We start from the raw sequence: 26592 nt of genomic DNA, 5'->3' as shown, positions 1-26592 counted from the left end.
AGTGCGAAAAGGCCGTTTTCTGCAAAAATTTCGTTGTACTAAGCCAGTTTTCGGTAAAGGAACAGCAAAATCAGGGCACCAAGGACGGACAACGCGATGGAACCGAGGCTCAGGTCACCGGTACCACCCAGGCCGAGGGCTCCACCGAGGAAGCCGCCGATGACGGCACCGACGATACCGATGAGGATGGTGACGACCCAGCCGCCGGGATCGGGTCCGGGCATGATCCACTTGGCAAGGGCGCCAGCGATAAGACCCAGCAGGATCCAGATTAAAATGCCAGTCATAAGGCGATGTGTTTAGATGATGAATTGAGAACGCCTATACAGCTCATTTTTTCGTCATTTGTTCGCCTACCGTCAAAAAAACCCAAATGAAAGCGCAACCCTCGGGCGATCCCCTACCTCCCTATTTGGCGTAACTTCGCACTCCCTTTACCCTTCCCTCATGCGTTTGCTCCTCCTAATGCTCTGCAGCTTTCCCCTTTCGCTCCTTGCCCAACCTGGCCTGGGGCTGACGGCGAGCTACCCCTTCGAGGGCAACCTGGGCGACGCCACCGGCGACGCCACCAACCTGGGCGTGCCCGTGGGTGCGGTAGACTACAACTGCGGGGCCCAGGGCGAGGCGATATGGCTTACGGCGGAAGGTGATTACGTGCGCATCCCGGGTGGGGGCTCCAACAACGTCAACCGCCTCTTCGACGACAGCGACTTCACTGTCAGCCTCTATTTCAAACCCACGGGCGGAGGCAGCGGCGAGCAGTACCTCATTGCCAAACGCGACAGCAACTGCACCAACGGCAATGGCTTCTCCATCCGCTACGCCCCCGGGAGCCGCCGCCTCACCGCCGAGTTGCAGGAGGGCAATGTGACCCTCAACCTCACCCACCAGATCGACAACGCTGCCTGCTGGCAGCACGTCACCCTGAGCCGGGATGCTACCGAGGCCACCCTCTACCTCAACCGGGTGAAAGTCGCTTCCCAGAGCAGTTCAGCGCGGCTGAACCTTGACCACGGCGGCGACCTGCTCATCGGCAGCGCGGCCTGTCCCGCCCCCGGCGCGGGAAGCTTCCGGGGCCTCATCGACGAAGTGAGAATCTACAACCGGGCCCTGCCGGCTACGGAGGTAAGCCAGCTGTACCGGGCGCCGGACAAGATCGTCTCCCCTCCCGCCCAGATCTTCCTGGGGCAGAGCGTCCAGGTAGACCTGAGGAGCAACTGCGGCACCGCTTTCAGCTGGTCGCCCACTACCGGCGTGAGTGACCCTGCGGCGGCCGAGCCGGTGATCACCCCCTCCAGTGCCGGGCGGATTACCTATCAGGTGGCCATCACCGACGACATTAGCGGCTGCGTAGCCCGCGACAGTTTCTCGCTCATCGTGATCAACCCCGATTCCCTGCGCTGTAACGAAATTTACTTGCCCCGGGCCTTCACCCCGAACGGCATCGGGCCGGAAAGCAACGAAACCTTCGGCATTTCCAACCCCTTCGCGGTTCAGGAGCTGATCAGCTTCGAGATCTTCGACCGGAACGGCGGCCGGATGTTCACCACCGCCGATCCCTTCGACCGCTGGGACGGCAGCTTCTCCGGCCGGCCGGTCAGCCCCGGGGTGTTACTCTGGCGACTGGTGTACCGCTGCGAGGGGCAAGAACTGGTCCGCAGCGGGGGCGTAAGGATATTGCGGTAGTCCCCGGGAACCCGCGTGCAGCGCCCTAAGGTTGCCCTGCCGACCCCGACCGCAAGAGCCGTCGGCCCCACAGCAGCACCTGAAAGCCGTAGGTGGTCAGCCACAGCAGCAGCACGGTGTAGGTCAGCGACTGGGCGGCGGCGTACCAGTCCTGGCTCCGCATATCCACGAAAAAGTAATTGTAGCTTACGAAGTCGCTCACTGCCAGGATCGCGTAGGCGATGACAAAAAGCATGCTCCCCTTCAGCAGCTTGCGGAGGTACCACAGCAGGCGGGGCAGCGAACGGCGACCCAGCTGGGCCCGCTTGCGCCGCAAATACTGGTAGGCGAAGATGATGTAGGACGGCCAGATGACCAGGTAGAGGGCCTGCTCGAAACCACCGTAGAAGGGGCTGTAGAAGTACCGCCCCTCCGGTCGCCGGAATTCGGGAACAAGCCAGATGCCCACGAAAAAAAGCAGCTGGGCCAGGGGGAAGATGAAGTGCTTCAGGTCGCCCACCCGCAGGCGGTAGCGGGGGTAGAGGCTGATCTTGACGTGGAAAAACAGCAGGACGGGCAGCCAGAGGGTGAAGTAGATGGGCAGGAATTCCAGTTCCGGGCGGTGGACGGTCAGTCCGGAGAAGAGCAGCAGAAAGTGGAGCTGGGTGAAGCCGCCCGCCAGCAGCAAGGCGCCGTAGAGGCAGTTTGCGCGCCGGTCGCCGCTGCGCTTCAGAAAGAAGAGTCCGCCAATACCGATGGCCGCCATCAAGCTGACGGCCATCACGCCCACGGGCATGTAAAAGACAATGAGGCGGGTGGCGTCCATGGGACGAAGGTAGCCGTTTAACGGCCAATCCGGTTGCGTTTCAGGTCGCGGAAGAAGTCCTTCAGGTACACCTTGATCTCCCGGCGGCTGTCGTAGCTCAGGGGGGTGTATGCTTCCACCTGCGCCAGCAGCTCGTCTTCCAGCAGGGCGAACTCGCTGGCGGCCTGGTCCAGCTGGGGCAGTGCCTGGAACTCCCACACCCACACGCGGTCGGTCATATTATCCTGCTCGGGGTGGATGAGTCGGCCGTAGGTGGGGTTCACCACCCCGCAGAAGTCGAAGTCGTAGGGCACGGCGGTCAGGCGGCCGTCTTCGGCCTGCATCAGCTTCAGGTTGCGGGCCAGGGAGGTGCTGTAGTCGGCGTTGCCCACCATGTACTGGAACAGGGCTACGGTTTCGGCATTGGTGTAGTTGGCCACCGGCTGGTTGTAGCAGTCTTCGCAGTTGCTGGCTTCGAGGCGGTCTTCGAGTTCGTCGGTGTCCTCGATCACCAGGCCGTAGCTGGTGAAGCTGCTGCCGTCGGCCGTATTGTGGTAGGTGATGGTGAGCAGGTGGGTACGGTAGCTGGCCTCCGGGTCGATGGTACGGTAAAGTTCGTAGACCAGGTTTTCGCGCAGGATGGCGTCCTGTCCGGCAGCATCATCGGTGCAGGGGGTTACCAGCTTGTAGTCGTTATGGGTATTGAGTCCGGCCAGCACCAGGGGGTCCTTGTCGAACTGCAGCAGGATGGGCGGCAGGGCGCAGGTGCGGCGGCGGAACCGACCGCGCACGTGGATATCAACGCCTAAGTGGAGGCCGCTGTCGACCACGGTACCGCGCATGACGTTCGTGGTGTTGCGGTTCGCCAGCAGGGTATCGAGGTTCAGGTAGATGTCGATGGATTTCCCTTCCGTGCGGCTCCACCGGTCGAAGAGGCTTTCTCCCTTCTTGGCGGACAACGGCAGGGCACACATGACCAGCAGGATGAGGAAAAAGGTGGAGCGTAACATGGCGGTGAAAATTGACGGGTGGGTAACTCAAAGGACGGCGGGGATTCGCCGGGGTTGCACGTTGATTGTCAACTAATTAAGTGACTTTCAACGCTAGAGTACCAATATCACTTCCCCACCCCGGATTGGCAATATCCTTCGAGCACGCCTTGGAAATATCCGACGAACGCAAGGGGGGGCTCGGTGGTGGTCCGCCGCTTAGTGGTCGGACGACTTTAGTGGTCCGACGAGGCCACCTAGAAAACCTTGTCGTACTCCTCCTGCCGCTGCTCCGCGGCGGGGGTCCGGTCCTCGAGAATCTCAAAGACGTTCCGCTTGATGGTGTGGGCGATGTCGCCCGTTGGCAGGTCGTTACAGTCCCGCCCGAAGGGGTCCTCGATCTCCTCCCCCATCAGTTCCACCCCGAGCAGGGCGAAGGCGATCAGCATGGTCAGGGGAACGGTACCCCAGCCAAACTGCTCCGACAATCCGAACGGCAGCAGGACGGCGTAGGCCGTAACGAAAACCTTCAGGTAGACGGCATAACTGAAGGGGATGGGCGTCTTCTTGATCCGCTCACAGGCCCCGAGGATGTCGAGCAGGCTCTGGTGCTGGGCCTTGATGTTCAGGTAGTCCCCTTCGCTGATGGTTCCCTCCCGGTGGGCGGCGGCAATGCGCTGGTAGATGCGCAGAGCGATGAAGTTGGGAACATGGTCCTTGGTGGTATAGTAGCCGACTTCCTCTTCGGACAAGTCCACCAACTGCTCCAGCCGGGTACCCTGCCGCAGGTGCTCGGCCAGTGCCAGGCAGAAGTTGGCAATGCTTTTGGCCATGAAGCGACGGATGGCAAGATCGGCCGGGGGCCACATGCTATCGACGTAGATCGCCAGGTTCCGGCAGTTGTTGACCAGGGCACCCCATTGCTTGCGGGCCTCCCACCAGCGGTCGTAGGCGGTGGTAGTCCGGAAGCCGAGAAAGATGGACAGGATCACCGCCAGCAGCGAGAAGACCGTACTGTCGACCTGCAGGTACCGGTGGAGGTTCAGGATCCGAATGCCGCCAATCACCAGGGCGGAGTAAACACCGAGCAGGAGAACGGCCCTTACGACGCGCCGCATGGTATAACTGGAGGTGAGGTGGAAGACGTGGCCGAACCAGCTGCCGTTGGACTTGTAGATGATCATTTCCAGGGGGGTATTCCTGGAAGATCGGCAAAAACGCTGAGCTCGTCCCTTGGGAACTCGTCCGACCGCTAACCGGTCGGACGACTTAAGTGGTCCGACCACTTCCCATTGGACCACTTAGTCGTCCAACAAAAAAATCATGGACCAGGTCCCCTACAGCTTCACCACCTCGGCATCCATCGTCTTGCGGCCCAGGTCGATCTTCAGCTTGGTCCCGACCCGGTGGAAACCGTTTTTCACGTAGCCCATCCCCATCGGGTAGTCCAGGCTGGGGGCGTGGGTGCCACTGGTGACTTCTCCGATGCGCTCTCCGGCTTCGTTCAGGATGGGGTAGCCGTGGCGGGGTGCGCGGCGATCGTGTACCCGGAAGGCCACCAGCCGGCGGCTGACGCCCTCCTCCTTCTGGCGGAGCAGGAAGTCGCGGCCCACGAAGTCGTCTGCCTGCAGTTTGGTGATCCAGCCCAGGCCGGCCTCCAGGGGCGAGGTCGTATCGTCGATGTCGTTGCCGTAGAGGCAGTAGCCCTTTTCCAGTCGCAGGGTATCGCGGGCCCCAAGGCCGGCGGGGATCAGCCCGTGGGGTTTGCCCGCCTGCAGGATGGCGTCCCAGGCCTTGGTGGCGTGGTCGGCGTCGAGGTATAGCTCGAACCCGCCCGAGCCGGTATAGCCGGTGGCCGAGATGATTACATTGTCGATGCCCGCCAGGCTGCCGCGCACGAAGTGGTAGTACGGGATGGCGGCCAGGTCGGTGTCCGTCAGGGGCTGCAGAATCTCCGCGGCCTTGGGGCCCTGAACGGCCAGCAGGGCGGTATGGTCGCTGATGTCGAGTACCTCGGCACCGAAGCGGTTGTGGGAATTGATCCAGTCCCAGTCTTTCTGGATGTTGCCGGCGTTCACGACCAGCAGGTAGCTGGGGTGTTCGGCGCTCATGCCCAGCCGGGGGTTAGGGGGGAGGTGGTACACCAGCAGGTCGTCCACGATGCCTCCTTCGGGGCGGGGCAGACAGCTGTACTGGGCCTGTCCGGGCGACAGCTTGCGTACGTCGTTGCTCGTTACGTACTGCACCAGCTCCTGCGCTCCGGCGCCCCGCACGATGAACTCTCCCATATGGGAGACGTCGAAGATGCCCGCCGCCTCGCGTACGGCCTGGTGCTCTTCCTTGAGGGAGGTGTAGGACAATGGCATTTCAAAGCCGGCAAAATCGACGAGTTTGGCGTTGAGCTTGCGGTGGGTTTCGGTCAGGGGGGTGGTCTGCATGAAAGGTAAGTTAGACGGGGAGATACACCCGGAACACCGTGCCGCGCGGCTGGTTGTCCGTCAGTTCGATCTGTCCGTCGTGTTTATCGATGATTTGCTTTACGATGAAAAGGCCCAGGCCGGTGCCCTTGGTGGTGCGGGTATCCTCGTTACCGACCCGGTAGAACTTGTTCCAGACGCGGTTCTTTTCCCGGTCGGGGATGCCGCTGCCGTTGTCCATCACCGTCCAGACGATCTCGCTCTCCCCCCCGCGCTGCAGGGTGGTGTGGATCACGGGGTTGGGCTGGCTGTATTTGGCCGCGTTTTCCAGCAGGTTCACTACCACGCTGGTCAGGCCGGGCTTGTCGCCGCTGATCAGGGGGATGTCGGGCTCGATGTCGACGTGTACGTTGGCTCCCTTATACTTCAGCACCACCCGATCGGCGGCGTCCTGAACCAGGGCCCCGAAATCAATGGGTTCCCGATTCAGCTGGTACATGCTCTCCAGCTTGGCGCTGAGCAGCAGGTCATTCACCAGGGCCGTCAGGCGGTCGGTTTCCGCCAGGGCATTGGTGCTCAACTTCTGCTGGATCTCCGGTTTGAGCTCGCGGCGGCGCTGGAAGGTTTCCAGAATGAGGCGGATGCCTGCGAGGGGCGACTTCAGCTCGTGGGTGATGCTGAGCAGGAAGTTGCGCTGCTGCTCGGCGGCGCTGATCTCCTTGCCCAGGTTGCGGAACAGGAGGTAGATCCCGCCGGCCAGGCTCAGCACCAGCAGCAGGGCCTCGCCCAGGATCATGCGCTGTTGCCGTTCGAACCGCTCGGTCAGCAGCCGGTAGTTCTCCGTCAGGCGGAAGTCGCTCGGCTGATCAATACGCTTCTGTACGGCCAGCTCAATGGCCAGCTTATCCACCCGCGCCACGTGGGCCTCCTCGTTCTTGCGCAGCAACAGGATGGACCACCAGCCAAAGGCCAGTAGCATATAGGCAATGATCGCGTAGCTGATGGGGGGGAGCCTCCGCACGGGGTAGTTGGTTGCTGGTTAGTTGGTTGCTGGTTGCTGGTTGCTGGTTCGTCTTACAGCTAATGCTTTGTCTTGCTTGAGGTTTGTACAGTGGTTGGTCTGAGGTTTCTGGTTGTTGGTACGCCGTACAGCTAATGCTTTGTCTTGCTTGAGGTTTGTCCAGGGGTTGGTCTGGTTGCTGGTTGCTGGTTCGTTTTACGACTGATGCTTTGTCTTACTCGAGGTTTGTCCGGGGGCTGGATTGGTTTCTGGTTTCTGGTTGCTAGGACTTGCCCTTTAGGTTCTACTGAATGATGGTTGGGGCACTCGCATGAACTGGATTACTGAAATTCATTGAGCCCCCCGATCAGCCCCCAAAAAACGGACAAATAGTGACAAGCGCCCAATCGCTATGCCTCTAGACCAATCTGCAACCGATTACCAGAACACAATAAGCGGACACCCGCCAACCAGTTACCAGCAACCAGTTACCGAACAACCAGCGAACCAGCAACCAAATGACCAGAAAATCACTCCACCAGCAAGGAGGAGAACCCGTCCACCGGACGCCAACCAGCAACCAGCAACCCGAAAACCTCAGACCAGTCGTCGGACGAACTCGGCGCAAGCTGCGGGAATTCGTCAGACGACGGCCGCCAACCAGCAACCAGCTGACCAGCAATTAAAACCAGCTATGAGGACCAGCCAGCAACCAGCAACCAGCAACCAAATAACCAGAAAATCATTCCACCAGCAAGGAGGAGAACCCGTCCACCGGACGCCAACCAGAAACCAGCAACCAGCAACCAAATAACCAGAAAATCATTCTACCAGCAAGGAGGAGAACCCGTCCACCGGACGCCAACCAGCAACCAGCAACCCGAAAACCTCAGACCAGTCGTCGGACGAACCCGGCGCAAGCTGCGGGAATTCGTCAGACGACGGCCACCAACCAGCAACCAGCAACCAGCAACCAAATAACCAGAAAATCATTCCACCAGCAAGGAGGAGAACCCGTCCACCGGACGCCAACCAGGAACCAGCAACCAAATAACCAGAAAATCATCCCACCAGCAAGGAGGAAAACCCATCCACCGGACGCCAACCAGCAACCAGCAACCAGCCTCTAATTAAAAAAAGAATCATACTGATTCGCCCCACCCGTTTTCTTAGCGCGTTCCGGCATGGGAGCATCCAGGTCCAGCACCTCGCTGTCGTTGTTGGCCTGCAGCAGTAGGCTCGACTTCTCCTCGCCGAGCAGGAGGGAGTTCGACTCCTTTTCCCACTCCTCCAGCATGTTGAGGCCTTCCTCCTCGAAGACGCCGTTCTGCAGGTCGACCGAGTCCATGAAGTTGGCCGATACCTCCATAAAGCGCTCCATCTCCCCCACCTTATTGGCTACGTCCTCGGTGATGTTCTCCATGGCCATATCGAACATGGCGCGCTGGTCGGGGTCGCCCTGGATGATGCTCATGGCCGACTGCATGGCGCCGTGGCTGGCGTGGATGGCCTTGCGCTCCTGCTCCTTTACGGCTACCTGGTCCTGGATGTCCTCGGCCAGGATGGCGCTGTTTTCGTACATCTTGGTGAGCACGCGGTACAGCACCTCCATTTTCTTGTAGAGCTCCTCCAGCTTGATGTTGCTGTCCTTCAGGCGGCCGGCGCGGCGGCTCTTCAGGATCATCACGTTGCGCTTGTTCGTTTCCTTGGCCTTGCCGGCGATCTTCAGGTTGCTGCTGATCTCGCGCTCGTTGTTCACGATCACCTCCTTGAGCTTGTGCATCTGGGCGCGCAGCTGGCTGATCTGCTTGTTCATCTTGCGCAGGTTGCCCTGCAGCTCATCCACGTAGGTCTTCAGGATCCCGATGGGGTCGATCTGCACGAACAGCCCGGTGATGGCCCGCATCACGCTCTTGTACATGTAGAAGACGAGGTTACGCATCTTCGGGTCGAAGACCATGTACAGGATGGCCAGCAGGATCAGGCCCGCCACCACCAGTCCGATGGTGGTACTGATGAAGCTCAGGATGGCCGAGCCGAAGGAAACCAGCACAAAGCCCAGTACACCCACCAGGGCTACCAGGAAAAGCAGGCCGGTCACCCCCTCGGGGCGCTGCCAAAAAGACTTCGGTTTCATCTGCGGTGCATCCATAATCCGGTATCATTTATTGGGGCCGTTACCAAAGATAACGATCCTGTTCGGGTGTAAAAAGGCCCGCCGGGGGCGCATGGTTTTCCGTCCTCGACGAGTCTCCTCAATTTATCGACTATTTACCGCTTTTGCGGCGGAGCGCGGGTGCCGGGGCCCAAAACGACGATGCCCGGCCGACGGGTTGTCGGACGGGCATCGCGGCAAGAGGCGTTGGTTCGCTTAGAACCGCAGGGTAACGGTTTCCCCGATTCCACAGCCTACGGAGAGGCGGGCGCCTTCTTCCAGTCCGCGCTGGAAGGCTTCGGAGCGGATGGGCATCGAGCTGCGGTAGTTGGCGATGCGGCGGTTGGCGTCGCTGGCTACTTCAGAGTCGATGCTCTTGGCGTAGTTGTACTTGTCGATGGCGGCCAGCACCGCGAGGCGCTGTTCCCAGGCGTCGCCGCAGCCGCTGCTCATCCGGCCGTAGATGTCGCCGATCAGGATGTAGGGCTTGCCCCAGCCGGAGTTGTACTGGGCGGCGCGGTTGGCGTTCTGCCGGGCGCTGCCGTACTGACCGAGTTTGCCAAGCTGGATCTGGGCAATTTGGTAGGCGTACTGGGCCTTTCTCTCGTTGTCGTCGGTCTTGTCAATGGCCTGCTCGTAGAGGTTCACGGCTTCGCTGAAGCGACCCTCCTCGTAGGCTACCGAGGCACCGTAGGCGGGGTTCAGACGGATCCGCTCGGCTTCGTACTCCTCGGCCTTTTCGGCGTAGAGGGCGTCGTAGATGCCCTGTACGCGGGCTACGTCGGCGTCGGTACTGTCACAGCCCTGGGCCTTCAGCTTGGTCACGATGTACTTCAGGATGTCGAGGCTGTCGCGGTTCTCCTCCACTTTGGGGAGCAGCAGGTCCTTGAAGTAGGCACAGTCGAAGATCTCGTCGGCGAACTCCAGGATGTCCGACTCCAGGTTGTCCTTGCCGGCCTGGTAGTAGGTGGAGTAGGTGGCGTTGTTCTCGATGTTGTAGTCGGCTACCTTGACGGCCTTGTCGTACAGCTCCCGAACGCGGGCGTTGTCAATGACGTCCTCCTTGAAGTAGTAGTTCAGCAGCTTGCCGAGGGGGGCCAGAACCACGTACTCGGTCTCGTTGCCGCCCGACTCAATGGCTTTCTCGAGCACGGTGATGGCGTCCTCGCTGTATCCGGACAGGTAGAACATGTCGGAGCCCTTGCGGCCCAGCAGGAAGGCTTCGTACTTGGGGTAGCACTCCAGCTCCTGGTCGTACAGCTTGAAGATCATATCGGTGTACTCCTTCTTCTTGGCCTCGTCGGTGGCCTTCTGGCGGAGTGCCTTGTAGAACATACGACCATCCCGGTAGTGGAAGGGACGGTTGCCGTCGGCGGCGGGAGCGATGTCGTACGCCTTCTTCCAGTTTTTGAATGCATCGTTAAATTCCGCCTCGGGCAGGGCGGCCAGGTCCTCGGCCGTCATGCTCTTTACGAGGTTACGGTAAGCTACGTGGGCATTTTCGGCCTGCTCCTTCTGCGGAGAGTCCACCCAGGTCACACACTGGGCGGTGGCCACGGAAACGGAGCCGCAGAATACCAGCATCAGCGCGAGGGTGCGGATGATCGTTTGCATATTTGGTTTAATTGAGTTTGCGTTTAAAGAACCAGGAGTTGTCGTTCAGACTGAATCCCAGCGTAAGTTGTACATAGGCCTCATCCAGGATGTCAGGGACCCCAAATTTACCATATTCGACGGCAACATCAAGAAAAGAGACCTGCTGTCGGGGCAATTGTATCGGTAAACCCGCTCCGAGGGTGATGGCGTTGCGCCGTGCCTGCACCCCGTTGATGACCCGCGGATCGTCTTCCATGCGGGCACCGAGGCGGTAGCGCACCCGCTTCCAGTAGTTGTTGTAGGAGGTGGCGTTCGGTATGTACTCCACCCCGACGGCCATGCGCGTTACGTCGGCCAGGGTCTCCGGCTCGGCGGTGTTGCGGTAGCTGCCGTAGGCCTCACGACCGTACTCGGCACCCACGTAGAGGCGGTTCACGTCTTCGTAGGCAAGCCCGAAGTTGTAACTGGCCGGCAGGTCCACCTCACCGGCGATGCCCTCGGCGTAGCGCACGGTGTCCCGGACGGATACGTTGGCACCGGGGCTGAACTTGCGGAACAGCAGGCTCGACTCCGAATCCACCGTGCCGCCGAGGCGGCCGTTGGCTCCGACGATGATGCGCTTGCCGTTGGCCACCTTCTCCCCTTCCTCGTCGAGGTCGGTGAAGTTGAAGGCGTACTGCACCCCGTAGCCGAGGTTGAAGCCGCTCAGGCTGATCTCGTCCAGGAACTCCGTGGCCAGGGCCTCGGGGATGCTGTCGAAGATCAGGATGCGGCTGTTGGTCAGCTTGCCGAAGTTGTAGTTCACGTTGACCCCGCCGCTCAGGCCGCGGTACCGCAGGGCGGTCGACCAGGTGAAGCGGTAGGCGCCGCCCGTCCCCTTCAGGCTGTTGGAGGTGGGGCCGGCGTCTTCGTCGAATCCCTTGAGCTCCAGGTCGTAGCCGACCAGGGTGGTGGGCGCCAGGCTGAAGGCCATGCCGCCGTTCCAGGAGTTGAGCTGCCGCTCCAGGCTCAGGTTGATGGGGTTGCGCAGGGGGAAGCCCAGGGCCAGGTACCGCAGGTTCCCCTGGTAGGTCGAGGCCGATCCGCTTTCGTCCTGGAGGCTGGAGGCCCGGCCGTAGAGGCCGATCTCGAAGCTGGTGGCCTGCAGGCTGGCCAGGCTGGCCGGGTTCAGCAGGTTCAGGTGGTAGGCGTCCTGGTAGGTCGTTTGCAAGCCCCCCATGCCCGCCGCGGCGGCGTGCACCTGGTCCATGGGGTCGCCCAGGCCGAAGCGGCTCAGGGGACTGTTCTGCTTGGGGCGGATGTCAACGAAGTCGGTGCTCGAACTCACCTGGGCGAAAGCCACGCCGCCGGTGGCGAGCAGCCCCAGCAGCAGCGCAAGGGAGAGCAGACTTGAAGAATTAAGACGCGTTGACATAAGCTGACAGTATTTGATTGAGTCCACGCAGGACCAAATTGGGGGAGTGTACACAGGGAACGGAAAAGTAGGGCAGCAGCAGCGGGGCGTCGCCGCCCGTAAGTACGAGCTGCAGGTCGCCGTGGTCGGCCAGCAGTCGGTGGTAGAGGCCTTCGGCTTCGTACACCACCCCCAGCAGGCCGCCGTGCTGCAGGGCCTCACCCGTGCTCCGGCCCACCGCGCCTTCCGGTTTACCGGGGCTGACGAGGGGCAGGCGGGCGGTTTGCTCGTGCATGGCGCGCAGCCGCATGTTTACGCCCGGGCTGATGTTGCCGCCGCGGTAGCGGTCGGTAGCATCTACCAGGTCGTAGGTCACGCAGCTGCCCGCATCGACCACCAGCCGCGCCGTGGTGCAGGTGCCGAGGGTCCCGGCCACGGCCGCGATGCGGTCCTGTCCGAGGGTCTCCGGCGTCCGGTAGTCGGAGGCGAAGGGCAGTGGTTTACTGCGGTCGAGGGCATACACTTGGCGTCCCTGCTGTTTCCACTTATCCGTCCACCGTTCGGATGGCACGTTTGCCACGGTGGAATAGATGATGTAATTCACCCCAAGGTTGGTTGCCATCGCATCGATCGCGCCCCAGTCGCCGGCCGGAAGCCGGGCCACGGGGGGCAGCAGTTCGTCACCTTCGAAGCAGGCGGCCTTCAGGCCGGAGTTGCCCACGTCGACGATGAGTCTTCGATTCGGTGTACCCATCTTAAAGTCGGCTATAAGACGCAGAAAGGATAGCTGGGGGTTCTTAAGTGGAAGTTAAATTCCCGCATAGATGCTTTGGATTAGTGGCGGAAATGCCGAACACCCGTCGTCACCATGGCTACATCGGCCGTATTTGCTGCGGCGATGCTGTCCTTGTCGCGAATCGAGCCCCCGGGCTGTACCACGGCGGTGATGCCGGCCGCGGCCGCGATCTCCACGCAGTCCGAGAAGGGGAAGAAGGCGTCGGAAGCCATGACGGCCCCCTTGAGGTCGAAGCCGAAGTTCTTGGCCTTGGTGATCGCCTGCTTGAGGGCGTCCACGCGGCTGGTCTGCCCGCAGCCCATGCCGATGAGCTGGTTGTCGCGGACCAGGGCGATGGTGTTCGACTTCAGGTGCTTGGCGCACTTGTTGGCGAAGACCAGGTCGGCGGTCTCCCGGCCGGTAGGCTGCCGCTCGGTGACCACGGTGAACTGGTCGGCGCTCTCCGTCTGCAGGTCGGTATCCTGCACGATGACGCCGTTGAGGAGGCTCTTGAAGCTCAGGGGCTGCTGCCGCAGGTGGTGGTACTGCAGCAGTACGCGGTTCTTTTTCTTGCTGAGGAGCTCCAGGGCGGAGTCGGTGAAGTCCGGGGCGATGAGCACCTCGTAGAAGAGGTGGTCAATCTCCTGGGCGACCGACAGTTCCAGCGGCTGGTTGGTGATCAGGATGCCACCGAAGGCCGAAACGGGGTCGCCGGCCAGGGCGTCTTTCCAGGCCTCCAGCTGGGTGGGCCGTACGGCCACGCCGCAGGCGTTGGTGTGCTTCAGGATCACGAAGGCCGGGTCGGCGTCTTCGAACTCCCGCATGATGGCCACGGCCGCGTCGATGTCGACGAGGTTGTTGAAGCTCAGGTCCTTGCCGTTCAGCTTGGTGAACATCTCCTTCAGGCGGCCGAAGTAGGTGGCCTCCTGGTGGGGGTTCTCGCCGTAGCGCAGGGGGTTGGCCTTCATCTCGCTCTTCTTGAAGGCGGGCAGTTCCCCGTCGGCGTTGAAGTAGCTGAAGATGGCCGTGTCGTAGTGGCTGCTCACGGCAAAGCCCCGGCGGGCCAGCTTGCGGCGCTCGTCCAGGGTGGAGACGCCCTCGCGCTTTTCCAGGATTTCCTGCAGGGTACCGTAGTCTTCGCGGCTGGGTACGATCATGACGTCGCGGTAGTTTTTGGCCGCCGCCCGGATCAGGGCAATGCCGCCGATGTCGATCTTCTCGATGATGAGGTCTTCTTCCTCGGTGTTGGCCACCGTCTCCTCAAAGGGGTAGAGGTCTACCACGACCAGGTCGATCTCGGGGATCTCCAGCTGGGCGAGCTGCATCAGGTGGTTGTCCTCCCGGCGCGCCAAGATGCCGCCGTGTACCTTGGGGTGGAGGGTCTTCACGCGCCCGTCCAGGATGGAGGGGTAGCCCGTCAGTTCCTCCACCGGGGTCACGTCCACCCCGCGGTCGCGGATGAAGGTTTCGGTGCCACCGGTGCTGTAGATCGTGGCTCCGATCTTGGCCAGGCCGTCGATGATGGGGCCCAGTCCTTCCTTGTGGTAGACGGAGATGAGTGCGGATTTAATCTTGCGTTCTGTCATAGAACTCGTTTATGGCGTCCCGCCGGGGCGGGAACATACTAGGGTTGTGCCGGCGTGTCCGGAACGGGTTAGTTTGAGGGCCGCAAAGATACGAATAATGCCCTTACGCATTTTCGCTCCCCGCCAAAGCCGAGCCCTAACGCCACAAAGGTAACTGTCGTTCAAGGGAGTAGGCGGTATTTCGGGTAGGCTACAGCTTTCCCCGCGGAAAGGCGGGCACCGATTCATCCACCAGTCCCAGCACCCAGCCTTCGTGTCCGGTCACCCGCTTGTGCAGCTTGCTGCCGGGGCCCCAGGGGCGGTCGAGGTAGCGGCCCAGGGTGCCGGCCCGCTGCTCCTCCTGCAGCCAGGCGACGTGGCGCCTCACCTGCTCGCGGTCGAGGATCTGCCCCTTCTGCCGAGGGATGGTCAGCAGACTGGGGTACACCTCGGCGTGCACGATCACGGCACCCGCGTCCGCGCCCCCGGCAACTTCCTCAAAGGGCCAGACGCGGGAGACGGTACGGAGCTTTTCGTGGTCGCGCAGGAAACGTACGCAGGGGATGCCGAGCAGGGCCTGGCTGCCCACGCTGCCGGTGTAGGCCAGTTTCCAGGCGGGCTGCAGGCGCAGGTTCAGGGTTTCCACGTGACGCCGCTCGGGCAGCGGGCCTTTGCGGGTGGGAACGGGATAGTCGAAGTCGCATTTCGATCCCAGGAAGATGCCGCTCTGCCCCACGGGTACGCCCCAGAACGGTCCGCTGGGCGCCATGATGCGCTCGTTCAGGCGGGCGCCCACGCAGAAGCGGTTGTTACCGTTGTCGGGCCCGTCCTCGACGAGCTCGCTGATCAGGTCCCAGATCGCGCGCCAGGCGGGTTTCTGCTTCAGCCGCAGGGCCTTGGCCAGCCCCTTGGGGTAGCCGAAGGAGAAGTCCCACCCCACCAGCACCCGCTTCTTCCGCAGCCGGATCAGCCGCTGCAGCAGGTATTCATGACAGGCGTGGCGGGTACGGAAATAGGTACACCGGATGCGCCCCCGGGCGGTGGCCTCCGCGATCCAGATGGCGTCCTTGGAGGGCTTGGCGGGGCTGGGACTGTTGCGGGCGCTCCAGTCGATGGTGATGAAATGATCGAAAAAGGGCATGGTGGGAAGGTACGGTATGGCCGGGAAAAACCGTACCAGACACCCGACCCTCGCAGGTGCGGGCCTGCGGCGGGCACCCTACGAGGTCGTCAGTCACGGGCAACAAGCATCAGGACCTACGAGCGTGCTGGCACCTCGTAGTGTCTGGATCCCTACCGATGGCCGCGAGCAGAGCTCACGATAGGGAAAGGCCTCGGCCTTAGGCCATCACCGGGTAGATGCTTTCGCGCTTCTTCTCGATCTCCTCGGATTCCAGGAACTCCTCGTAAGTAAGCAGGGAGTCGATCATGCCGCGGGAGCTGATCTCGATGATGCGGTTGGCGACGGTATTCACCAGCTCGTGGTCGTGGCTGCTCATGATCAGGTTGCCCTTGAAGTCTTTCAGGGCGTTGTTCAGGGCGGTGATGCTTTCCAGGTCGAGGTGGTTGGTGGGCTCGTCGAGCAGCAGGAAGTTGGGGTGGTTAAGCATGGCCTTCGACATCATGCAGCGCACCTTTTCGCCCCCGCTGAGCACCTTCACCTGCTTGTGCACCTCCTCGCCGCCGAAGAGCATGCGGCCCAGGAAGCCGCGGATGAACTGCTCGTCCTTGTTCTGGCTGTACTGCCGCAGCCACTCCACCAGGTCGAGCTGTCCGACCTCCTCGGTGAAGAAGTCGTTGTTCTCGTTGGGCAGGTACTGGGGGGTGATGGTCTGCCCCCACTCGATGGTACCGGTGTCGGGCTTCTCTATGCCGGCCAGCACCTCGTAGAAGGCGGTCAGGGCGGCGGCTTCCCGGCCTACCAGGGCGATCTTGTCGGGACTGTTCATCGTGAAGCTCACGTTCTTGAACAGCACGGTGCCGTCGGGGGAGGTCTTGCTGAGGTTACTCACCTTCAGGATCTGGTCGCCGGGCTCCCGCTCGGGCTGGAAGGCGATGAAGGGGTAGCGGCGGCTGGAGGGCTTGATCTCGGTGAAGTCGAGCTTCTCCAGGGCCTTCTTGCGGCTGGTGGCCTGCTTGGATTTGGAGGCGTTGGCGCTGAAGCGCTGGATGAACTCCATCATCTCGGCCTTCTTCTGCTCCATCTTCTTGTTCTTGTTGGCGAGCTGCTGGGCGGCCAGCTGGCTGGACTGGTACCAGAAGCTGTAGTTGCCGGTGTAGATGGAGGCCTGCTGGCGGTCGATGTCCACGATGTGGGTACACACCATGTCGAGGAAGTACCGGTCGTGGCTCACTACGATCACCGTATTGGGGAAGTCGGCGAGGAAGTCGGCCAGCCAGTGGACGGTGTGGGCGTCGAGGTCGTTCGTCGGTTCGTCCAGCAGCAGGATGTCGGGGTTGCCGAACAGGGCCTGGGCCAGCAGTACTTTCACCTTCTCGGGGCCGCTGAGCTCCTCCATGAGCTTGTAGTGGAGGTCTTCGGTGATGCCCATATTCGAAAGCAGTTCGGCGGCGTCGGAATCGGCCGTCCAACCACCCATCTCACCGTACTGGTTTTCCAGTTCGGCGGCGCGCATCCCGTCGGCGTCGGTGGCGTCGGGCTTCATATAGATGGCGTTCTTCTCCTGCTCGATGGCGTAGAGCTCCTCGTAGCCCATCTTGACCACGTCCAGCACCTGCTTGTCCTCGTAGCCGAAGTGGTTCTGGCTCAGTACGGCCATCCGGTTGCCGGGCTCCAGGCTGGCCGAGCCGCGGTTGGGGGTGAGCTCACCCGACAGCACCTTCAAAAAAGTCGACTTCCCGGCGCCATTGGCCCCGATGATGCCGTAGCAATTGCCGCGTACGAAATTCAGGTTCACCTCATTGAAGAGTACCCGCTTGCCGAATTGTACGGTCAGATCCTGTACTGAAAGCATAAATCTTTGATTTTAAGGCCGCAAAGGTACGAACTCCCAGTACAAAGCGGTCTCAGACCGCGATAGTAAAAAGCGGCCTCAGGCCGCGACAGCAAGATGCAGCCTCAGGCCGCGCCATCACCCCCAAACATTTTCCACCCGCCACTCCCCCGCGACGTAACTTAGAAGACCGCCGCCCCCGGTAGCCATCAGGTCAGCAACCCTACCACCCGGCCCAGACGGATCAATCCCTCAATTCCCATGAAAACACACTGGCGCTTACCCCTCTGCTGTCTGTTGATCACCGGCCTCGGTACGCCGCTTTTTGCTCAGGATCAGCGGGAGCAGGAGATCCGGCAATTGGAAAACCTGGAGCGACAATCCGTACTACAGGGCGATACGGCAGCCCTGTTCGGCAGATTGTGGTCGCCGCACATGGTCATCAACACCCCCGCCAACGTGGTGGGTACCGTAGAGGGGACGAAGCATTACCTCCGGACGGGAGGACTCAACTACCTCTCCTTCACCAGGGAGATCGAGAAGATCACCTTTATCAATGACGTGGCCATCGTGATGGGCGGGGAAGTGATCAAGCCCCAGGGCCATCAGCCCCACGCGGGGAAAACCGTACACCGGAGGTTCACCCACGTCTGGATGCCTTCCGATTCCGGATGGAGCATCATCGCCCGACAGGCTACGATCACCAAGGTTGAATGATGGAATGGGGGGGTGGAGCTACTGCCGGCCACCCCACTGCTTGCTTAGCTAACCGTGGCGCAGCCGCCGGCGCGCAGGTGCCAGGGTAAGCCGCCGGTGCCGGGCAAAGGATTAAAAAGTCCTACCGGAGCAGCAAGTCGGGTCGTGCACTATATTAGCCAGGATAAAGGACCCCGGCGAGCTACGCCCCCAATATCCAGGGGTTCAACCTTTCTTTTCCAACAACACCCCCAAGGTCAATACCCATGAGGTTATTCATTTCCTGCTGCCTACTGCTCTTCCTCGCCACGGCCTGCAACACCCCAAAAACCGCCGCGACCACAGCCTCTGACAATACCGACGGCTGGATTTCCCTCTTCGACGGCAAGAGCCTCACCGGGTGGCGGGCCAGCGAAAACCCCGCCACCTTCAGCGTGGAAGACAAGAAGCTCGTGGCCCACGGACCCCGGGCCCACCTGTTCTACGAAGGCCCGGTGATGGACCACAACTTCAAGGATTTCGAATTCAAGGCCCAGGTGATGACGACCCCCGGCTCCAACTCCGGCATCTTCTTCCATACCGAATACCAGGAAGAAGGCTGGCCCTCCAAGGGCTACGAGGTGCAGGTCAACAACTCCCAATCGGACTGGCGGCGCACCGGCAGCCTGTACAGCTTCGACGACGTGCGGGAAGTACACATGAAGGACAACGAATGGTACACCCAGCACATCATCGTGAAGGATAAAACCGTCACCGTGAAACTGAACGGCAAAACCGTAGTAGAATACACCGAACCCGCCAACGTCGACCGCCCCGAAGGGGAGCGCGGCCGGAAGCTCTCCAGCGGCACCTTCGCCATCCAGGGCCACGATCCGGACAGCCGGGTGTACTACAAGGATATTATGGTGAAGCCGTTGCGGTAGGGCGGTAGCATCTGCCCCGGGGCGTGTGCCTTCCCTTACGCCAGAGGTGTAACGACGGCACAAGCTCCGCGCAGGCCCTCCCAGGCCGAATGGGCCCACGCCAACCGGTGGTCCCCCGCCCCCTCGTAGGTGGTCGGGCGCAGGGCCCGCAACTTTTCCATGGCCGCCGGCGCGTCCAGACCAAGAAAGCGGAGCAGGGCTACGGAAATCATGCCCGTCCGGTGAATGCCGGCGGAACAGTGTAGGTAAATTCGGCCTCCGTTGTTGAGGACCGCCGCCAAATCATTGAACAGGCGGGCGATCTCCGCGTAGCGTTCCTCCCCCGGGGGGCGGGCCGAGGTCATGGGTAGCCACAACCAGGCCAGGTCGTGTTCTCGGCAGAACGACTCCACCTTACGCCCGCCCTCCGGTTCCGACAGCAGGGTGAGGACGTGGGTGGCCCCCTGGAGTTTCAGACTACTTACCAGGTCCGCCCCGGGGCGGTGCCCGATGGCGAGGTGACCCGCGCCCACCGCTACCCAGTCGATGGGTTCCACCGCGGCCAGGCGTTTGGCCGTCCCCTTGACCCGGCCGATCAGGGCGCCGAGGCGGCGGCGGTCGGCCTCCGGTTCGCGCATGGCGTGTTGGAGTTCGCCCAGTAAGGCTTCTGATCTGGCGATGGCGGCTGTAAAGTCGGTGGTGACTGGGTTTTCCAGGTATTCTTCTACGGTTTGGATCAGGGGCTGGGGGGTACTCATCAATGTCGTGGTTTATCCCGGTCAGACTGCATAAAACGCGTGTACAGGGCTTGCTACCACCAATATAGGGCGGGGGCCGGGCACAGGCCAAATCGTGGAATAAAGGTGGGTAGTAGTACGGCACCCGCGCCCTGACGGCTATTGCCGCCGCCCAATTTCCCCGCCTTCTTCCTATGTTTATACCCCCGCCAAATCAATAACCATGCGCCAACTCTTCCTGCTGTTTATTTGCTGCTTGATCTACCTGCCCGACGCTCAAGCCCAGCGCCGGAAGAAGGCCACCCCGGCCGACACCGCCAAAGCAGAAACCCCCATCCACCTCCAGCCGGCTACCTACAACGCCCTGCAGTGGCGCAGCATCGGTCCGGCGGTGACATCGGGCCGCATTGCCGACTTCGCGGTGAACCCCGACAATCCCGACCAGTACTACGTGGCCACGGCCAGCGGCGGCGTGTGGAAGACCAACAACCACGGCACGACCTACGAGCCGATCTTCGACGGACAGGGCTCCTACTCCATCGGCTGCGTGTCGCTGGACCCGAACAACCGGCAAACCGTCTGGGTGGGCACCGGCGAGAACCACAACCAGCGCTCGGTGGGCTACGGCGACGGGGTGTACATGTCGCCCGACGGCGGCAAGACCTGGCAGCACAAGGGACTGAAGGAAAGCCAGCACATCGCCAACGTGATCGTGGACCCTACCAATTCCGACGTCGTGTGGGTAGCCGCCTACGGCCCCCTGTGGAGCAACGGCGGCGAGCGCGGGGTCTATAAATCCACCGACGGCGGCGACAACTGGGAGCGCGTCAAGCACGTCAGCGACTATACCGGCTGCAACGACCTCCGCATGGATCCCCGCAACCCGGATGTCCTCTACGCCGCCTTCCACCAGCGGCAGCGCAAAGTGTACACCTACCTGGGCGGCGGCCCCGAATCCGGCCTCTACAAGACTACCGATGGCGGCAAGACCTGGACCCAGCTGAAGGGCGGCCTGCCCGGCGGCGACGTCGGCCGCATCGGCATCGACGTCTCGCCGGTGAACCCCAACGTGGTCTACGCCGTAGTCGAAGCCCCCGACGGCAAGGGCGGCATCTACCGCTCGGACAACGGCGGCGCCAGCTGGAACAAGCAGAACGACTACTTCTCCAGCGGCAACTACTACCAGGAATTGTCCTGCGACCCGGTGAACGTGGACCGCATCTTCATCACCGACACCTGGTACCAGGTGAGCGACGACGCCGGCAAGACCGTCCGCAACCTCGGGGAACTCAACAAGCACATCGACAACCACGCCATCTGGATCGACCCCGCCAACACCGATCACCTGCTGGTGGGCTGCGACGGCGGCATCTACGAAACCTGGGACTTCGCCACCACCTGGCACTTCAAGCCCAACCTGCCGGTAACCCAGTTCTACAAGGTGGCCACCGACCAGTCGGGCCCCTTCTACCACGTCCACGGCGGCACCCAGGACAACCTCAGCCTGGGAGGCCCCAACAAGAACACCAGCGTGAACGGCATCGTGAACAGCGACTGGTACATCACCAGCACGGGCGACGGCTTTGAAACCCAGGTAGACCCCACCGACCCGAACGTCATCTACGCCCAGGCCCAGTACGGCAGCCTGCGCCGCTTCGACCGCCGCAGCGGGGAATACCTCTTCATCCAGCCCACCGAGGGCGCCGACGACGAGCCCCTGCGCTGGAACTGGGACGCCCCCCTGACCATCTCGAGCCACCAGCCCACCCGGCTGTATTACGGCGCCAACAAGGTGTTCCGCACCGACAACCGAGGCAACAGTTGGCGGGTGATCAGTCCGGACCTCAGCCGCGGCATCGACCGCAACACCCTGCCCGTCATGGACCAGGTGTGGAGCGTGGACGCCATCGCCAAGAATACCTCCACCTCCATCTTCGGGCAGACCACCACCATCGCCGAGAGTGCCCTGGACGAGAACCTGCTCTGGGTGGGCACCGACGACGGCCTGCTGCACAAGACCACCGACGGCGGACAGACCTGGCAGAAGTTCGACAACCTCCCCGGCATTCCGGAAATGAGCTACGTCAACCAGGTGATCGCCGGCCTCCACGACCGCAACGTGGCCTACGTAGCCTACAACGACCACCGCTACGGCGACTTCAAGCCCTACCTCCTCAAGACCAGCGACGGGGGTGCGAGCTGGACCTCCCTCTCCGCCACCCTGCCCGAGCGTGGCAGCGTGTACACCATCGCCGAGGACCACGAGGATCCCAACCTGCTGTTCTGCGGCACGGAATTCGGGGCCTTCTTCTCCCGCGATGGCGGTCAAAACTGGGTACAGCTGAAGAACGGCCTGCCCACCGTGGCCGTCCGCGACATCGAGATCCAGCGGCAAGAGAACGACGTGGTGCTCGGCACCTTTGGCCGGGGCTTCTACGTACTCGACGACTACACCCCCCTGCGCAACCTCGACGCTGCGGCCTTCGAACGTGACGCTATGGTCATGTCTACCCGCGACCCCTGGCTGTACGTGGAACGGGCTCCCCTTGGCCTGCGCGACAAGGGCCACTTGGGCAGCAGCTACTTCCGCTCGGACAATCCTCCCTTCGGCGTGGGCATCACCTACTACCTGAAGGAAGCCCCCAAGACCCTGAAGGAGCAGCGGCAGGACCGCGAGCGGGAAATCATGGCCCGTAAGGCCTCGGTGTACTATCCTCCGGTCGATTCCCTGCGCATGGAGGAGCGGCAGCAAGACCCTTACCTGCTCTTCACCATCCGCAACGAAGCCGGCGAGGTGGTGCGGCAGCTGAAGCGCAAGGCGAGTAAGGGACTGCACCGCTTCCACTGGGACCTGCGCTACCCCAGCCCGGACCCCGTCAACAACCGCTACACCCCGGCCCCCGATGCCCTCTTCGGCAGTCCTTCGATGGGCGCCCTCGTGCCCCCCGGCAACTACAGCGTGTCGATGAGCCAGTTCTTCGACGGTGAATTCAAGCAGTGGGGTGAGCCCCAAACGTTCCGTGTGAAGTATCTCGACCAGGCTACCCTGCCCACCGAGGACTGGGACGCCTACGACGCCTTCGTCCGCCAGATCATGGACCTGAGCAAGGCCGTGAGTGCCGCCGGCGACATCCGCCGCAACCTCGACCAGCGCCTTGGCGCCCTGGAGAAGGCCGCCCTGGAAACCACCGGCAGCCCCGAAGCGGCCCTGACCACCCTCCACGCGCTGCGCGAACGGTTGGCCGACTTCACCGAAGCCCTTTACGGCGACCGTACCCGCAGCAACCTGCAGATGGAGACCGCCCCCTCCGTGGCCGGCCGCGTGGGGGCCCTGGAGTACGGCATGTGGAACGTGACCAGCGACCCCACGGAAACCTACCGGGAAAGCTACCGGGTGGCGGCCGCGGAATTCGGTCCCCTCCTGGAGGAGCTGAAGTCCATCGACGCCGACGTCCGCGCCCTGGAACAGCAACTGGAAATGCAGGGTGCGCCCTACACGCCGGGCCGGTGGCCGACCTGGCCGGGCCGGTGAGGGTATAGGTTTTGAGCTACCGCGGATTGCGCGGATTCTACCGCCTGTCTTTGGTGCAGCTTCGACTGACTCCGTGGCAATGTCTTGTGCTGCAGAAGCGGCTCTGAAAAGGTGGGTTACCGCCGATTACACAGATTCGGTTTCACAGATTTTCGCAGATTCTATCGCTTGCGCTGCTCGCGGATTACGCGGATTCTGCCGCCTGCAGCGACGTGAACGCCAGGCATACCCACCTCTCGTTGCATACCACGCAGCACGGATCAAAGGTGGCCACTGAAAAGTAGTGGGTACCGCCCTTGAGATCGCCCGGGTGGCGGAGCGCAAAAGGGCGACCAGAAGGCTGCACTGTTTGAGCGTGCTAGAGATTTGGATTGACAAACGAATAGGGAGATACCGACTGGCCTAGGCCGAAGAGCGGATAGTGCAGCGAGTTTGCAGCATTCCGCCCTTTTGGGTTTCGACGACCGATAAAGGCGATATCAAAACTTCGCCCAGGGGGCCCCACCCCTGGCCTCGTAGTTGGTCCTTTTGCATCAAGGCAAAAGGACAGAGCAGGTTACGCCACCCCTGGCCTCGTAGTTGGTCCTTTTGCATCAAGGCAAAGGACAGAGCAGGTTACGCCACCCCCGGCCTCGTAGTTGGTCCTTTTGCATCAAGGCAAAGGACGAATGGAGAACATCTACCGCGGATTGCGCGAATTCGTTTTCGCAGATGCACGCGGATTCTGCCGCCTGCGGCGTCCTTGGTACGGCTTCGGCTGGATCCGTGGAAAGTCCCTGTGCTGTTGAAGCGGTTCTGGAGGAGTGGATTACCGCAGATTGCGCGGATACTTTTTCGCAGATTCTATCGCTCGCGCTGCTCGCGGATCACGCAGATTCTCCCGCCTGCGGCAACGTAAGACCATCCACAGCCCACTCCCCCCCGGCCCCATCCCCACAAATACCCGATCTTCCCCGCATGACCCAGCGCCCCATAGTAGTCGGCATTATGAAGATGGACGTCGCGGGGCGGGACGACCGCGGGTTGAGCCGCCTCACCCAAGGGGCCACCGCTCACTTCTCGCGGGTCCTGGAGAAGGAACCGAGGCTGGAAATCACTTCCCTTACCTTCGACGGGCCACCGATTACGCCCCGGGAGAATGGCTACCGGGCGCTCGACTTTGTGCAGTTCGGGATCAACGAGAAGACGGAACGCCGACTTGCCTTTCTCCTGATCGTTACGGAAGTAGAAATAGCCGCCGCCTCCCTGTCATATCTGCTGGCGCTGCCCTCCCAACTCACCAACGTGGCCATCATCTCCACCCGGCGGCTGGCGGACCACGGCACGGAGGAACCCCAGGACGAAGCCCTCCTCGCCGAACGCCTGGGCAAACTGATGCTGCACTGCTTTGGCCGGCTGCTGAACCTCCCCTACCAGTCGGCCCCGGACAACTACCTCTCCCGCATCGACCGGCCGGCGGACCTGGACCACATGCATCACTTCACGGACGGGCAGTTCCACAAGATGGCGGTCAACCTGCCGCAAGAGGCCAACGACCGCTACTCCACCGGGGGGAAGTGGGGCTTCGTCCTGCAGCAAATCCTCAGTAACCTGCCCCGCATCTTCCGGGGAGCGGTACGCGCCAATCCCATCCGCATCGCCACCCGGCTGCCCCGGATGATCGCTACGGCCTTCTCGGTGATCGTACTGCTGATCTTCGGGGCGGAGACGTGGGACTTTGCTGCCTCCGCCTCCACCGCCCAACTCGCAGTCTTCGTCGCGGCCAGCTTCCTGGCGGCCACCTTCGTGCTGTACCAGGCCTTTTCCTTCCGCCTGGTCCCCACCCGCAAGGGCAATACCTCCGAGAGCAACGTCGTCACGGCCGGCGCTACCTACCTGGCCCTGGTGCTGACGCTGTGCTGCCTGTTCGTCCTCTTCGCTGTCCTGATGTACGGAGTGGTGATCTTCGTTTTCCCGGATCCCCTGATGAGTACCTGGACTTCGGATCGCGACGGTTCCTCCACCGGGGCCCACCTGCGGCTGGTGGTGTTCCTGGCCGCGGTGGGCATACTGTCGGGGTCGCTGGGCGGCTCGGCGGACTCCCGGTCGGTGGTGAGAAACGTGCTTTTCGCGGTGGACGAGACGTGAGGGGAACCTCCCTGGTAAGGCAACCTGCAATAGCTACCTAAACAGGGCTTGCCCCACCCCTATTCCGGGGCAACCGGCAAAGTCACCTCCAGCCGCTCTTCGGGGCCGGTGACCGCGTTCAGCACCCGCAGGCGCAGCTCAAACTCCGGGAGGCGTTCCAGTGTCATCACCTCCAGGGTGGTTTCCGCGTGGGGGGGCAGGTGAAGTACGCCCAGGTCACTCTGCAGGGAGTAGCCGCTCAGGTTTTCCACCGTAAAGTCGGCATCGCTGTCGTTGCGGATGGTCACGGCGGCCACGGAGGATTTGCCGCGGTAAGTGGCGCGCGTCACCTGCAGGCTGCCTTCGACTACGGCGCTTACGTTTTCCGTCTTACCCACTAGTGTATTCTCGAACCAGGCCACGGTGCGGCCGGCGAAGAGGGCCTCACGGATGGCCTCCGCGGTGCGTTCCCGGGCCAGGACGAGGGTAACGGGTCGGTGGCCGCCCTCGGCTACGCCGAACTGGTAGTCGATCAGGCCGTGGATGTCCGAGGTGCCCATGATGGTGAGGTCGTGGTCCAGGGCGATTTGCAGGGCCTCCTTGCTGATGGTGAACTCATTGACCACCTCGATGCCGTGCAGCAGGTCGTTGGCGATGAGGTAGTCGTGGAAGGGCGTAAGTTCGGCTACCCCGTCGGGCCGCTGGGCGATCCAATTGGGGTGGTTCCAGAAGATGAAAGCCCCCTGTTCCCGGGCCGCGGTGAAGCCTGAAAGGCTGTCCTCGTGCAGCAGGGCGTTGGCGTCGTTGATGAACAGGGCATTGGCGTGGCCCGGGGGCAGGTCGCGGGTGATCTCGGCGCCCTGGATCACGATGATCCCCGTGGCTTCCGCGTACTCGGTGGCCAGCACGTGGCTGCGGTTCCGGTCGGGGTGGGGGATGTCGTCCTGGTGGGGCTGGTACTCCAGGTGTTCGGTCATCGCTACGGCGTCGACACTGTCGCGTTGGGCCTCCTGGATGCGGATGTCGGGCCACACGCTGCCGTCGCTGAAGACCGTATGCTGGTGAAAATCGCAGACCAGGGTGAGGTAGTTCTTGGTATCCGGGAAGTCGATGGAGCGGCCCGATGCGTGGGGGTGGGGATGAGCGTGGCCGTGCTGGGCAAGTAAGCCGGCTACGGACAGGTGGAAAGCCAGAACGAAAAACAGGAGGCGCATGCTGGGGCGTTGAGGGTTGGAAGCCCATCCGAAACGGGCATGCCCTAAAGCTAAACTTCCCGGCGCACTTGGGCGCTCCGGCAGTTCTTGA

At 62.1% G+C, this 26592-nt stretch carries 20 protein-coding genes; 5 read left to right on the top strand and 15 right to left on the bottom strand.

Annotation, left to right across the window (positions count from 1 at the left end; all coding sequences use genetic code 11):
- Nucleotides 1-38: 38 nt before the first annotated feature.
- Nucleotides 39-287, bottom strand: coding sequence for a GlsB/YeaQ/YmgE family stress response membrane protein (locus tag CGL56_RS13580; protein WP_099107113.1), 249 nt, complete (start codon nt 285-287; stop codon nt 39-41).
- Between the two features lie 160 nt (nt 288-447).
- Here CGL56_RS13580 and CGL56_RS13575 point away from each other — a divergent pair, with 160 nt between their 5' ends.
- On the top strand, nt 448-1686 hold the full coding sequence (locus tag CGL56_RS13575; RefSeq protein WP_099107112.1) for a LamG-like jellyroll fold domain-containing protein: 1239 nt from the start codon (nt 448-450) through the stop codon (nt 1684-1686).
- Nucleotides 1687-1711: 25 nt separating this feature from the next.
- Here CGL56_RS13575 and CGL56_RS13570 read toward each other — a convergent pair whose 3' ends face one another.
- The 12 genes from CGL56_RS13570 to CGL56_RS13515 form a co-directional block, all read right to left on the bottom strand.
- Nucleotides 1712-2491: a hypothetical protein gene (locus CGL56_RS13570; RefSeq protein ID WP_099107111.1), complete on the bottom strand. Its 780-nt coding sequence runs from the start codon at nt 2489-2491 to the stop codon at nt 1712-1714.
- 17 nt (nt 2492-2508) lie between these two features.
- Nucleotides 2509-3480: a hypothetical protein gene (locus CGL56_RS13565; RefSeq protein WP_099107110.1), complete on the bottom strand. Its 972-nt coding sequence runs from the start codon at nt 3478-3480 to the stop codon at nt 2509-2511.
- A gap of 236 nt (nt 3481-3716) precedes the next feature.
- Nucleotides 3717-4643 carry a bestrophin family protein gene (locus CGL56_RS13560; RefSeq protein WP_099107109.1) on the bottom strand — a complete coding sequence of 309 codons (927 nt, stop codon included), beginning with the start codon at nt 4641-4643 and terminating at the stop codon, nt 3717-3719.
- 153 nt (nt 4644-4796) lie between these two features.
- Nucleotides 4797-5897 (bottom strand): glycine cleavage system aminomethyltransferase GcvT, encoded by a 1101-nt coding sequence (gene gcvT / locus CGL56_RS13555; protein WP_099107108.1) that lies wholly within the window; start codon nt 5895-5897, stop codon nt 4797-4799.
- Between the two features lie 10 nt (nt 5898-5907).
- Nucleotides 5908-6897 (bottom strand): sensor histidine kinase, encoded by a 990-nt coding sequence (locus tag CGL56_RS13550; protein ID WP_209280360.1) that lies wholly within the window; start codon nt 6895-6897, stop codon nt 5908-5910.
- Between the two features lie 1105 nt (nt 6898-8002).
- The gene (locus CGL56_RS13545) at nt 8003-9013 is read right to left on the bottom strand and encodes a hypothetical protein (RefSeq protein ID WP_245184178.1); all 1011 of its coding nucleotides are present in this window, start codon (nt 9011-9013) and stop codon (nt 8003-8005) included.
- Nucleotides 9014-9247: 234 nt separating this feature from the next.
- Entirely contained in the window at nt 9248-10645 is a 1398-nt protein-coding gene (locus CGL56_RS13540; protein ID WP_099107106.1) for a tetratricopeptide repeat protein, read from the bottom strand.
- Nucleotides 10646-10652: 7 nt separating this feature from the next.
- Nucleotides 10653-12041: a hypothetical protein gene (locus CGL56_RS13535; RefSeq protein ID WP_099107105.1), complete on the bottom strand. Its 1389-nt coding sequence runs from the start codon at nt 12039-12041 to the stop codon at nt 10653-10655.
- Nucleotides 12025-12774, bottom strand: coding sequence for a type III pantothenate kinase (locus tag CGL56_RS13530; protein WP_099107104.1), 750 nt, complete (start codon nt 12772-12774; stop codon nt 12025-12027). The genes CGL56_RS13535 and CGL56_RS13530 overlap by 17 nt, the downstream gene beginning before the upstream one ends.
- A gap of 80 nt (nt 12775-12854) precedes the next feature.
- The gene (gene purH / locus CGL56_RS13525; protein WP_099107103.1) at nt 12855-14381 is read right to left on the bottom strand and encodes a bifunctional phosphoribosylaminoimidazolecarboxamide formyltransferase/IMP cyclohydrolase; all 1527 of its coding nucleotides are present in this window, start codon (nt 14379-14381) and stop codon (nt 12855-12857) included.
- 190 nt (nt 14382-14571) lie between these two features.
- Nucleotides 14572-15501 (bottom strand): hypothetical protein, encoded by a 930-nt coding sequence (locus tag CGL56_RS13520; protein ID WP_099107102.1) that lies wholly within the window; start codon nt 15499-15501, stop codon nt 14572-14574.
- A 199-nt stretch (nt 15502-15700) separates the two neighbouring features.
- Nucleotides 15701-17335, bottom strand: a complete 1635-nt coding sequence (locus tag CGL56_RS13515) for an ABC-F family ATP-binding cassette domain-containing protein (RefSeq protein WP_099107101.1) — start codon at nt 17333-17335, stop codon at nt 15701-15703.
- Nucleotides 17336-17575: 240 nt separating this feature from the next.
- Here CGL56_RS13515 and CGL56_RS13510 point away from each other — a divergent pair, with 240 nt between their 5' ends.
- Together CGL56_RS13510 and CGL56_RS13505 are read left to right on the top strand one after the other, a co-directional pair.
- A complete protein-coding gene (locus CGL56_RS13510) occupies nt 17576-18031 on the top strand; it encodes a nuclear transport factor 2 family protein (RefSeq protein WP_099107100.1) in 456 nt (151 codons plus the stop codon).
- Nucleotides 18032-18276: 245 nt separating this feature from the next.
- The gene (locus CGL56_RS13505) at nt 18277-18933 is read left to right on the top strand and encodes a 3-keto-disaccharide hydrolase (RefSeq protein WP_099107099.1); all 657 of its coding nucleotides are present in this window, start codon (nt 18277-18279) and stop codon (nt 18931-18933) included.
- A 35-nt stretch (nt 18934-18968) separates the two neighbouring features.
- Here the strand turns inward: CGL56_RS13505 and CGL56_RS13500 are convergent, their stop codons facing one another.
- Nucleotides 18969-19670: a protein-tyrosine phosphatase family protein gene (locus CGL56_RS13500; RefSeq protein ID WP_099107098.1), complete on the bottom strand. Its 702-nt coding sequence runs from the start codon at nt 19668-19670 to the stop codon at nt 18969-18971.
- Nucleotides 19671-19872: 202 nt separating this feature from the next.
- Here CGL56_RS13500 and CGL56_RS13495 point away from each other — a divergent pair, with 202 nt between their 5' ends.
- The gene (locus CGL56_RS13495) at nt 19873-23181 is read left to right on the top strand and encodes a VPS10 domain-containing protein (RefSeq protein ID WP_099107097.1); all 3309 of its coding nucleotides are present in this window, start codon (nt 19873-19875) and stop codon (nt 23179-23181) included.
- A gap of 957 nt (nt 23182-24138) precedes the next feature.
- The gene (locus CGL56_RS13490; RefSeq protein ID WP_099107096.1) at nt 24139-25308 is read left to right on the top strand and encodes a hypothetical protein; all 1170 of its coding nucleotides are present in this window, start codon (nt 24139-24141) and stop codon (nt 25306-25308) included.
- 59 nt (nt 25309-25367) lie between these two features.
- Here CGL56_RS13490 and CGL56_RS13485 read toward each other — a convergent pair whose 3' ends face one another.
- Nucleotides 25368-26501, bottom strand: coding sequence for an Sb-PDE family phosphodiesterase (locus CGL56_RS13485; protein WP_099107095.1), 1134 nt, complete (start codon nt 26499-26501; stop codon nt 25368-25370).
- Nucleotides 26502-26592 lie beyond the last annotated feature (91 nt).

The sequence above is a fragment of the Neolewinella marina genome, assembly GCF_002631205.1.
In the GTDB taxonomy this organism is placed as follows: domain Bacteria; phylum Bacteroidota; class Bacteroidia; order Chitinophagales; family Saprospiraceae; genus Neolewinella; species Neolewinella marina.
The sequence above is the reverse complement of the archived record's forward strand: the minus strand, read 5'-3'. Positions and strand labels throughout refer to the sequence as shown.